Origin of the sequence: Sphingobacterium sp. UBA7253, from assembly GCF_002472745.1 — a bacterium.
GTDB classification, from domain to species: Bacteria; Bacteroidota; Bacteroidia; order Sphingobacteriales; family Sphingobacteriaceae; genus Sphingobacterium; species Sphingobacterium siyangense.
Window position 1 is genome coordinate 107,908 of the sequence record NZ_DKSP01000201.1, and the last position, 10,990, is coordinate 118,897.

Annotated in this window: 9 protein-coding genes; 6 read left to right on the forward strand and 3 right to left on the reverse strand. The window is 40.8% G+C overall.

Translation table 11 applies throughout. The features are described 5' to 3' along the window. The first annotated feature begins 191 nt into the window (after window positions 1-191). From priA to B2X72_RS20525, 4 genes are all read left to right on the forward strand, one after another. Window positions 192-2,675 carry a replication restart helicase PriA gene (gene priA / locus B2X72_RS20510; RefSeq protein ID WP_286851295.1) on the forward strand — a complete coding sequence of 828 codons (2,484 nt, stop codon included), beginning with the start codon at window positions 192-194 and terminating at the stop codon, window positions 2,673-2,675. A 233-nt stretch (window positions 2,676-2,908) separates the two neighbouring features. Beyond that, entirely contained in the window at window positions 2,909-3,565 is a 657-nt protein-coding gene (locus B2X72_RS20515; protein WP_075994205.1) for a protein-L-isoaspartate(D-aspartate) O-methyltransferase, read from the forward strand. Window positions 3,566-3,670: 105 nt separating this feature from the next. Beyond that, complete coding sequence (locus B2X72_RS20520) at window positions 3,671-5,494, forward strand: MutS-related protein (protein ID WP_145329437.1); 1,824 nt, start codon at window positions 3,671-3,673, stop codon at window positions 5,492-5,494. Window positions 5,495-5,562: 68 nt separating this feature from the next. Beyond that, entirely contained in the window at window positions 5,563-5,964 is a 402-nt protein-coding gene (locus tag B2X72_RS20525) for an acyl-CoA thioesterase (protein WP_088162966.1), read from the forward strand. A 160-nt stretch (window positions 5,965-6,124) separates the two neighbouring features. Here B2X72_RS20525 and B2X72_RS20530 read toward each other — a convergent pair whose 3' ends face one another. Both B2X72_RS20530 and B2X72_RS20535 read right to left on the reverse strand, forming a co-directional pair. Beyond that, window positions 6,125-6,499 carry a DUF779 domain-containing protein gene (locus tag B2X72_RS20530; RefSeq protein WP_088162965.1) on the reverse strand — a complete coding sequence of 125 codons (375 nt, stop codon included), beginning with the start codon at window positions 6,497-6,499 and terminating at the stop codon, window positions 6,125-6,127. 120 nt (window positions 6,500-6,619) lie between these two features. Next, window positions 6,620-8,122, reverse strand: coding sequence for an aldehyde dehydrogenase family protein (locus B2X72_RS20535; protein ID WP_088162964.1), 1,503 nt, complete (start codon window positions 8,120-8,122; stop codon window positions 6,620-6,622). Between the two features lie 174 nt (window positions 8,123-8,296). On the opposite strand from B2X72_RS20535, the gene B2X72_RS20540 reads away from it, so the two are divergent. Beyond that, window positions 8,297-9,199 (forward strand): AraC family transcriptional regulator, encoded by a 903-nt coding sequence (locus tag B2X72_RS20540; protein ID WP_145329440.1) that lies wholly within the window; start codon window positions 8,297-8,299, stop codon window positions 9,197-9,199. Between the two features lies 1 nt (window position 9,200). On the opposite strand, the gene smpB is transcribed toward B2X72_RS20540, so the two are convergent. After that, complete coding sequence (gene smpB / locus B2X72_RS20545) at window positions 9,201-9,656, reverse strand: SsrA-binding protein SmpB (protein ID WP_075994200.1); 456 nt, start codon at window positions 9,654-9,656, stop codon at window positions 9,201-9,203. A gap of 411 nt (window positions 9,657-10,067) precedes the next feature. Between smpB and B2X72_RS20550 the strand changes: the two genes are divergently transcribed. After that, window positions 10,068-10,990: aminotransferase class I/II-fold pyridoxal phosphate-dependent enzyme (locus B2X72_RS20550; protein WP_286851298.1), on the forward strand; the 923-nt coding region annotated here is incomplete at its 3' end.

A 10,990-nucleotide genomic window follows, 5' to 3' on the forward strand; every position in this document is an offset into this window, starting at 1 on the left:
TAACGGAGCCTTCTTGAATAGATTTCAGGAAGGCTTTTTTAGGTTGCAATTGATTGAGCTTTGATCTCTTGGTTTTTTCACTCCGATATCGCTTTGAGCCCGCATGGGTGTTGTCGGTTTAGGTATCGCCGGGGTCGTTTGACCTCTTTTCCTGAAGTTTTTTTTGTACTTTTATACCATAATTTGAATTTATGTCCAATCCACAATCTACGATTTTTAGTGAAAGAGATACGCTGTTTGTTGATGTGGTCCTACCACTAGCATTGGCAAGAACATATACTTATCGTATTCCGATTGACTGGAATGATCGTGTGCAGGTTGGTGTACGCGTCATTGTGCAATTTGGGAAGAATAAGATCTATTCTGCGGTTGTGAAGTCCATTAGTCAGGAGGCGCCAAAGCACTATGAAGCAAAGTATATTTTGGACATCATTGATGACAAACCCATTGTCAATTTGGCTCAATTTAAACTTTGGGATTGGCTAGCCGATTATTACATATGTAGTTTAGGCGAGGTCATGCAGGCTGCGCTACCTTCGGCATTGAAGCTGGCCAGTGAGACCAAAGTCGTTTCATCGATTGCGACAGATTTTGACCGTTCTACACTTTCAGATAAAGAGTATCTTATCATCGAGGCTTTGGAGGTGGCGGGAGAACTTAAAGTCAATGATATTGTGAAATTGCTGGGACAAAAAACAGTCTTCCCCATATTGAAGCAATTATTTGACAAAGGAATTGTTTTGATTTCTGAAGAGATTACAGAAAGATATAAACCCAAGACCAAAGCATTTTTACGTTTTGCTCCCGACTTTAGAAATGAAGATGCAAAAAGAGAATTGTTGGATAGCTTAAACCGTGCGCCAAAACAACAAGATGCGGTATTGGCATTTATGCAGCTGGTCAAAAAAACCGAGGAGATCACGCGGCCCATGTTGGCTGAGGCCTCGGGCTGTGGTAACGGTGCTATTACGGCTTTGATTGACAAAGGTGTTTTTGAAATAAAGGAAAAGGTTGTATCCCGGTTCCAGGGGGAAGATATCGAACTGGATGCCAATTTTCAATTTAATGAAAACCAGCAAAGGGCCTATACTGAAATACAAGAGTCGTTTGAAGATAAGGAAGTTACCCTGTTACATGGTGTTACTGCTTCGGGAAAAACACAGATTTATATACGGCTTATCGAACAAGCAATTGCAGCTGGAAAATCAGCCCTCTATCTACTGCCTGAGATTGCGCTGACAGCACAGATTACGGCACGCTTAAAGCTGCATTTCGGCGATAAATTGGGGGTGTACCACTCCAAGTTTAATGATAATGAACGTGCCGAGGTATGGCATAAAGTAATGAAAAATGAATTTCAGGTCGTGATTGGGGCCCGTTCTTCAGTTTTTCTGCCCTTTCAGGATTTAGGGATTATCATCGTTGATGAAGAGCACGAAAGCTCCTATAAACAGTTTGATCCAGCTCCACGTTACCATGCCCGAGATACGGCTATTTACCTCGGGTTTCTACATCAGACCAAAGTGCTATTGGGATCAGCGACGCCTTCTTTGGAAAGTTATTACAATGCCAAGGCTAAGAAGTATGGTTTTGTGCAACTGCTTGAGCGTTATGGCAACGCACAATTGCCAAGTATTGAGTTGGTGAATATTCCCGAAGAGGGAAGAAAAGAAAATATGTTTTCCTATTTTTCTGGCACCTTGTTAAAAGCAATTGAAGAAGCCGTAAAAAATAAAGAGCAGGTTATATTATTTCAAAATAGACGTGGGCACACGACAATGATCCAATGTAATACCTGTGGATTCGTTGCAAAATGTGTCAATTGTGATGTCAGCTTAACCTATCACAAGAGCTCTAATATGATGCATTGCCATTATTGTGGTCATGTGGAGCCTCCACTTCGTGTTTGTCCGGCCTGTGGAATGCCGCATATCGAAAGTAAAGGATTCGGTACAGAAAGGGTAGAGGAAGAACTTGAAATCCTGATGCCCGAAATTCGCATCGGTCGGTTGGATCTGGATTCCACAAAAGGTAAATACGGTTTCGATAAAATTATCACGGCTTTTGATGAGCATGAATTTGATGTTCTTATTGGGACGCAAATGGTTGCTAAGGGGCTCGATTTCGGAAGAGTAAGCCTCATCGGTGTTGTCAATGCAGATACGATCATTAACTTTCCGGATTTCCGTTCGTATGAACGATCTTTTTCGTTATTTTCCCAGGTAGCAGGACGTGCAGGTCGGCGCGAAGCAGGCGGAAAAGTGATCATTCAGAGCTACACCACGAATCATCGGGTGTTAGAACAGGTGGTCAATAACGATTATGAAGGGATGTTTATGACGGAAATTACAGAACGAAAAAACTATCTTTATCCTCCTTTCTACCGGCTTATTCGGATTGATATTAAACATACGGATTTTCAGAAATGCTATGATTCGGCCAATCGTTTTGCCTCGGCGCTGCGTCAACAATTGGGTGCAAGGGTATTGGGTCCGGAACCGCCTTTAGTTTCACGCGTGCGGAATAATTTTATCCAGACCATTACCTTAAAGATTGAACGCACAAATATTAGTATTGCGAAGGTCAAGGAATTGATCCGCTCGGTTCTCCTGGATTTTGAAATAGATAAAACCAATGCTGGTGTACGCGTTCAGGTCGATGTAGATCCATATTAGCGACAATTATTACCCATATAGCTTTTAAAGACTTGCGTTTTAGGTAAAGTTAAACCACATGCGCTTATCGTTTTGTTCGGTCCCAAATTCAAGAGGTCAGCGTAGATTGGGCATAAGGACAGGTGATTTGGAAAATAAAGCAAATTGACTTGAAAATGTGTACTGTATTGGTATTGAATTATTTGTGATTAATTCTGCTTAATGTGCCTTTTAAAAGGTAAATTTGAAACATCATGGCGTACAAGTTTATTGATAATTATCGAGAGAAAGGTGCTCGTAAGAAATTGGTTGAACATCTTAAAAGCCGGGGGATTGCGGACCAGAAAGTATTAGATGCCATTGGCAAGGTACCACGTCACTATTTTTTTGATGAAACATTCTGGAATCAGGCCTATCGGGACATTGCTTTTCCAATAGGTGACGGGCAAACAATTTCACAGCCGTATACCGTCGCCTATCAATCCGAACTGCTCCACGTCAAAAAAGGAGATAAAGTACTGGAAATTGGTACGGGATCGGGATACCAAACCTGTATCTTATTGGAACTTGGCGCAGACGTATATACCATCGAACGTCAGGAAAACCTATATCAACGAACCATTCAAGTGTTGCCGTACATGGGCTATAAACCGAATTTCTTTTTGGGCGATGGCTCCAAGGGAATTGAAGAGCACGCTCCTTATGACAAGATTATTGTAACTGCGGGTGCGCCATTCGTGCCAGAGGTTATGTTAAAGCAGCTGAAAATGGGCGGAATTTTTGTAATCCCTGTAGGAGACGAAAAATCGCAAAAGATGATGACGATCATTCGCGTCGGTGAAAATGATTTTGACCGTATCGAATTGGATACTTTTCGTTTTGTGCCTTTGGTGGGTGATCAAGCCTGGTAGGATATCCATTCAACCAGCTTAAACGACTTCCCTCAAGGTCTTTAAGCGACACCAAAACATCCATGATTAAATTGAAATGAACGTGAAAGAATAAATATTCACCTTATGACTCCAACTGCAATACTATATGACCAGAAGCATCGCGAAATCGCTTCAACTGTCCTCAAATTAAATAAACAAGTCAACACGCTCAGCTTGTCGCGGCTATTTGTGATACTCGGTGGCGGAGCATTATTATTTTATACCTTTCAACTGGAAAGCCTTCCGCTGGTTTTTTTCTGTTTTTTTGCATTATTGTTCCTATTCGCCTATCTCGTGCGGAAGCAGAGCCAGCTAGAGCTTCAGAAGAACTATTTTGAAGCCTATCTGAAAGTTTTGGCAAATGAACAGGCCCTGGCGGACGGAAAATTAAATATGTATGATCATGGCCAGCATTTCGAAAACGGAGCTCATCCTTATAGCTCCGATATGGATGTCTTTGGAACATACTCCTTATTTGCACAGATAAATCGGGCAACGACCAAACAGGGAATTGATCTTTTGGCTTCTTGGCTTGATGCACCTCTCCAAAGCCATCAAATTCAACGCAATCAAGAAGCTTCCCAGGAACTTGAAAATGAATCGGAATGGATATGGGATTTTCAGGCAAAGCTTTTGGCCAATCTGAACCATAAATTGGATATCAAAGCATTTTTGACAAATTACTTTCAAGACCGAAATTTTCAGTTCGGAAATGCCTTCATGCGAGTCTATCTCAAAGTAGGGCCTGTTTTATTTTTGGTCGCTTTAGTCGGCAGTTTTTTCGTGCCAAAATTGGCTGGGGTGGCAACATTGATAGGGCTATTTCATATTCTTTGGGCATTAGCCAAAGCTGGAAGTGTTAGTATATTCTCCTCTCGAATAGACAAGATAGGTGGCGTGCTGGGCTCATACGCAGAGGCGATTCAATCTATTGAAGACCACGCATGGAAGTCTATTGCTATGCGGGAGATTGCGGGAGAGCTTAAACAAAACCAGGGTACAGAATCCATTTCCCTTGCCTTTAAGAAACTCGCTGGTCTTATTAATAATTTGGACGCCCGGAATAATGTCTTTGTCGGGATATTTCTAAACTTGTTTCTGCTTTGGGATTTTAGACAAGTATTGGCTATTGTTGACTGGAAGAATAAATACGAACACGAGATTCTAAATTCATTTGATACCTTAGCTAAGGTTGAGGCTGTAACTAGCCTTGCTATTTGGATGAGAAACCATTCGTCGTACATTTATCCAGTAATTTTGGATAACCCACTGGAAAATAAGATTGATGCGCAAGGGGTATATCATCCATTGATTCCAAGCAATCAGGTTGTAGCCAATGATTACAGTAGTATAGACCATCGAGTTGCTTTGGTGACAGGTTCAAATATGGCTGGAAAGAGTACGTTTCTGCGGACAGTAGGTATTAATGCAATTTTGGCATATGCCGGAGCTGCGGTTGCTGCAGCTTCTTTTCAGCTCCCGATTTATAAACTGATATCCTATATGCGAATCAAGGATAATTTGAATGAAAGTACGTCGACCTTTAAAGCTGAATTGAATCGGATGAAATTTATATTGGATACAGTTTCAGCACATAGCGATAGTTTTTTTCTAATCGATGAGATGCTTCGTGGGACAAATTCTGTCGACAAATATCTGGGCTCCCGTGCAATTATAAAGAAACTGGTTCGATTGGATGGTAAAGGTATGGTGGCTACACATGACTTACAGCTGTCCAGTTTACAAGAGGAATTTCCGGGAGATATCAAAAATTATCATTTTGACATTCGTGTCGACGAGGGTCAGATGCTGTTTGATTATAAGCTGAAGATAGGAGAATGTAAAATATTCAATGCTTCGCTTTTATTGAAAGGTATAGGAGTGGATATCGACGAAAATATGGAATAAAAATGACGGAACTGGAGCTAGATTGGTTTACATTTGTCTCCTCTTAAATCCACTTAATAAAAAAATAAATGACTTTACAAGAACGTATTGATTTATCAGAAACACACGTCTGCACGACCGTGTTTCCGTTTTTGACGAATCATCACGATACCTTATTCGGCGGCAAGGCGATGTCCATTATGGACGAAGTATCGTTTATGGCTGCAACACGATTTTGCCGCAAAACGTTGGTGACTGTATCGACAGATCGTATAGACTTCAATAGGGCAATTCCTTCCGGAAGTATTATTGAAGCTATCGCAAGGGTTCAGAATGTAGGCCGGACCAGCTTGAAGGTGAAGGTCGAGATATTTTTGGAACATATGTACAAGGAGGGAAGAGAACTGGCCATTGAGGGTGTTTTTACATTTGTTGCCCTAGATGAAAACAAACAGCCAATTCCAGTCCTTGAAGGCTTGGATATTGAATAAAATTTTAGCATTCCGAATGCGGAAACTCAGGAGAGAATTTTTTAAAATTATAACATCGAAAAAGGGACGCATCTGCGCCCCTTTTTTCTTTGAGAGAGTGATCCAGAATTTTATAGGTCATCTCTACAACGTTGTGATTCTATGGTGTTTTATGCTTTTTTTATTCGTTTCGTTTGATTGGGCCGAGGTCATTAAGCTCTTCGGTTGTAAATAGGCGATAATGAACTTTGAAAGTTTTACCCAGTGGCGTTTCCAATGAGAATCCTCCGGGACCAAACCCATCCAGTACATCGAGGGTGAAATGCGCATGTTTCCAATATTCAAAGAGATCACGATCCACCCAAAATTCATATCCTTCAGCTAATCCGATCATGGCATCATTCGTCCTCGGAAAATACCCTCCTTCCTCAAAACACTGTGGCTGCGTACCCTCGCAACAGCCTCCGGCTTGATAAAACATTAATTTACCATGCTTTGCTTCAAGTTCATGGATGAGCTCCCTTGCTTTTTCAGTGATGTCTAATCTATTAATCATGGTGAAATCAGTTTATGTGTTTTAGCGTTGGTTCATATGAAATTCAGCGGAAGGGGCAGCATTTGCTCCCCCTAGACTCGGGTATCAAGCTGTTCGAAAAGTATACCCGGTATGCTTCAGTTAAAAGAAGCCAAGTTTTTCTTTGCTGTAGGAAATCAACATATTCTTGGCTTGTCTGTAATGGGCAAGCATCATTTTATGGTTTTCCCGTCCAATTCCTGATTGTTTGTATCCGCCAAATGGAGCGCCAGCTGGGTAGGAGTGGTACTGATTTACCCATACACGTCCAGCTTGTATGGCACGTGGAACCTGATAAAGCTGATGTGCATCTCGGGTCCATACACCTGCTCCGAGACCATACATGGTATCGTTGGCGATGGCAATTGCTTCTTGTTCGTCTTTGAACGTGGTCACTGCAAGCACGGGGCCGAAGATTTCTTCCTGGAAAATGCGCATGCTATTATCACCTTTGAATAGGGTGGGTTTGATGTAGTAGCCTTCTTCAAAACCAGCACCAACATTGTTTTCATCTCCGCCAGTCAATACTTCGGCTCCTTCTTCTTTGCCAAGTTTAATATAGGACATGATCTTATCTTTTTGAATCTTCGATGCCTGAGCACCCATCATTGTTGTTGGGTCTAATGGATCCCCGACTTTGATCTGATTAACCCGATCGATCACTTTAGCAATGAATTTTTCATAAATATCCTCCTGGATCAGTAGACGAGAGGGGCAGGTGCAAATTTCGCCCTGGTTGAGCGCGAATAATACCGCCCCTTCAACTGCTTTGTCCAAAAATGCATCATCTGCATCCATTACCGAACTGAAGAAAATATTGGGCGATTTTCCCCCCAATTCTAGGGTTACCGGGATGATATTTTCAGTCGCATATTGCATGACCAAACGTCCTGTTGCTGTGGAGCCTGTGAATGCTGCTTTGGAGACCTTAGGATTGGTGACCAAGGAACGACCAAGTTCTGCGCCGAAACCGTTGACGATATTGACCACTCCGGCAGGAATCAAATCACCGATGATTTCCATAAGAACAAGAATAGATGCTGGTGTACTTTCAGCGGGCTTTAATACGACAGTGTTCCCTGCAGCAAGGGCCGGAGCTAGTTTCCATACGGCCATCAGAATCGGGAAATTCCATGGAATAATCTGTGCAACAACACCGATTGGTTCGTGTACAATCAGCGACACCGTATTGCTGTCCAGTTCGCTTATGGACCCCTCTTCAGCACGGATTACACCGGCAAAATACCGGAAATGGTCGATGGCTAATGGGATATCCGCATTGAGTGTTTCACGTACAGCTTTTCCGTTGTCTATTGTTTCAACGGCTGCGATATATGCTAAATTAGCTTCAATGCGGTCAGCAATTTTATTGAGGATAATACTTCGTTCTGTAGCGGAGGTTTTTCCCCAGGTTTCAAAAGCTTTGGCTGCAGTGTTGACAGCGAGATCCAGATCTTCTTTTGTTGAATGGGCAACTTGAGTAAACACTTTTCCGTCTACCGGCGAGATATTATCGAAGTATTTTCCTTGAATTGGTGCGACAAATTTACCACCAATGTAGTTGTCATATCGTTCTTTGAACGATGGTCTTTTGATTGCGCTCATATGGTTTATTATTAATTATTTTTAATCCCTTCTTATCAAAGTTAGCCAGCAATTATTCAATAGCGTAGCAGAATTGATCCAAAACATAGCACAATTGTGGCAGATGAATTTCGGCTACAATTTATTTTTTTTATTATATTTGATTGACTGCCAATTATATTTAATTGTTGCACTATGGGAGATAGGACGCTGATTCATACATTGCCATTTTCGCGGGCTGGGGAGCTTAGCACATTAGTGGAGAACCGACGCGCATTTACGTTAGATAGCTTGGAGCTTAATATCTACGAAACATATCGGGTATCGCAGCATGTGCCTTTATGTTTTGAGGATTTGGTTATGATTAACATGATCCAAGGTAAAAAGATCATGCATTTGGAGAATGTAAAGGCTTTTGACTATCTGCCCGGTCAGATGATGGTGTTGCCTGCATCGGTGGCTATGCATATTGACTTTCCGGAAGCGAGCCTCGACCAGCCCACGCAGTGTACCGCTTTAACAATTCATAAAGAGAAGATAGCAGCAGTCTTGGACTATCTAAATGAGTTTTATCCGAAAGAACAATTTAGTCAGTGGCGGATTGATCCGGATTTTTTTCATCTGTACAATTCGACTGAGCTCGCCGACCTGGTGAACAAGTTGTTTCAAATTATTATTAGCGAAAATCCGTTGAAAGATGTACTTGCAGATTTGACTTTTAAAGAGCTTACGATTCGGCTACTTCAGTCACAGTCGCTGATTGCATTAAAAATTGGGAAGTCGCCCAACAAGGTGCTGTTACATGTGCAGGAATTTATTCAGAAACATATTACCGAGAAAATTTCAATTGGTTTATTGGAGCGGACTGCCCACATGAGCAAAGCGAGTCTTACGCGGATGTTTAACCGTGAACTTGGACTTAGTCCGATGGAGTATGTGATCCAACAGCGTATCGAGAAGGCAAAAAAAATGCTTTTACTCACCCGGAATGTAAAGGAGTCTTGCTATGGGGCTGGATTTAATGATGTCAACTACTTTGTCAGGCTTTTTAAAAGCAGGGTAGGAATGACGCCAGGCGCATTTGTCCTGGCGCGTTAATCTAGAATTTCATCACGCGATCAAGCTCTCGTTTAACATCTCTTTCTTTGATGTTTTCTCGTTTGTCAAAATCTTTTTTACCCTGTGCCAAGGCAATTTCAACTTTGGCAAACCCCCGGGAACTGATAAAGATGCGTAGGGGTACAATGGTAAAACCACGTTCTTCCCCCTTCTCTTTTAGCTTTTTTAATTCTCTTTTTGTCAATAGTAGTTGACGGTCGCGTTTTGCTTCATGGTTATAAAAAGATCCCATGGAGTATTCAGCGATGTGCATGTTTCGGATATATAATCCGTCCTCAAAAAAACTACAGAAACTATCGTTAATATTTGCCTTTCCTTCGCGTATGGATTTTATTTCTGTACCCAATAATCGAATTCCTGCAATGTACTTGTCCAGTAAGTGGTATTCAAAAGAAGCTTTTTTATTTTTTATATTGATATCTGAAGATAAAGCCATATATTGTTGTATATTAGTAAGTCTATACCATTGCTATTGCAATGAACCTAAATGTAACTAATTATAGGATAATTTAAAGTTCGCAAATATAATTATTAAAATTGTCTTATTTTAAAGTAGAATTGTGTGGGCAGATGTTAGCGGAGTATTAAAATAAAATTAACGGTTTTGGGCGATGTGTTAAAAATATGACTAAATTTAAGCGAAAGTCAGATTATGTTTTCGTATGTTTGCAACGTTTTTTGGAATTATTGTGAATATATACAACGTAGAATTTCAACTTGCATTGTGCATATTAGCAGATTTTTAGTCGGAGACCGAGTTTTTTATATAAAAGTCCAATTCGATAATTTTGTTTGTTACAATAACATCTAAAAGTTAGAAATAGTTTTAGAAATACCTTTTTATCGCATGAGTAAAGGAAAGTTAGGCGAAAAAATATCGCAATTTAAGATTGTTGAGGAGTTGAAAGCTAAGGGCTTATATGCCTATTTTAGACCTATTCAATCAAAACAAGATACCGAAGTAAAAATCGATGGTAGACGTGTATTGATGTTTGGTTCTAACTCTTATTTAGGGTTAACGACTGATACACGTATTATAAAGGCAGCGCAAGATGCTTTGGAAAAGTATGGTACTGGATGTGCTGGATCTCGTTTCTTAAACGGTACGTTGGATATTCACGTGGAACTGGAAGAAAAATTATCTGCTTATGTAGGTAAAGAAGCCGCGATTCTTTTTAGTACAGGATTCCAATCAAATCTAGGCCCTTTGTCATGTCTAATGGGACGTAATGATTATATTTTGTTGGATGAACGTGACCACGCGTCAATTATTGATGGTAGCCGTTTGTCTTTTTCCAAAGTAATCAAATACGGTCATAACAATATGGAGGACTTACGTGCTAAGTTATCACGCCTACCTGAGGATAGTGCCAAGTTAATTTGTACGGATGGTATCTTTAGTATGGAGGGTGATATTGTTAATTTGCCTGAGCTTACATCGATTGCCAATGAGTTTGATGCTGCCGTAATGGTTGACGACGCACACAGTTTAGGTGTTATTGGGCACAAAGGAGCTGGTACAGCTTCTCATTTTGGGCTTAATGATGATGTAGACTTGATTATGGGTACATTTAGTAAATCGTTAGCTTCTTTAGGTGGATTTGTGGCCGGTGATGCAGATGTGATTGATTTCTTAAAACATAATGCGCGCTCTGTGATGTTCAGTGCTTCAATGACTCCAGCTTCGGTTGCTTCAACATTGAAAGCTTTGGAAATTATTCAAAATGAGCCTGAGCATATTGAAAAATTATGGAAAAACACAGATTATGC

Bases quoted from the DNA above. Each gene is read 5' to 3' on its own strand.
- B2X72_RS20525 (WP_088162966.1), top strand. From the start codon at position 5,563: ATGACTTTACAAGAACGTATTGATTTATCAGAAACACACGTCTGCACG.
- priA (WP_286851295.1), top strand. From the start codon at position 192: ATGTCCAATCCACAATCTACGATTTTTAGTGAAAGAGATACGCTGTTT.
- B2X72_RS20535 (WP_088162964.1), bottom strand. From the start codon at position 8,122: ATGAGCGCAATCAAAAGACCATCGTTCAAAGAACGATATGACAACTAC.
- B2X72_RS20540 (WP_145329440.1), top strand. From the start codon at position 8,297: ATGGGAGATAGGACGCTGATTCATACATTGCCATTTTCGCGGGCTGGG.
- B2X72_RS20520 (WP_145329437.1), top strand. From the start codon at position 3,671: ATGACTCCAACTGCAATACTATATGACCAGAAGCATCGCGAAATCGCT.
- B2X72_RS20530 (WP_088162965.1), bottom strand. From the start codon at position 6,499: ATGATTAATAGATTAGACATCACTGAAAAAGCAAGGGAGCTCATCCAT.
- B2X72_RS20515 (WP_075994205.1), top strand. From the start codon at position 2,909: ATGGCGTACAAGTTTATTGATAATTATCGAGAGAAAGGTGCTCGTAAG.
- smpB (WP_075994200.1), bottom strand. From the start codon at position 9,656: ATGGCTTTATCTTCAGATATCAATATAAAAAATAAAAAAGCTTCTTTT.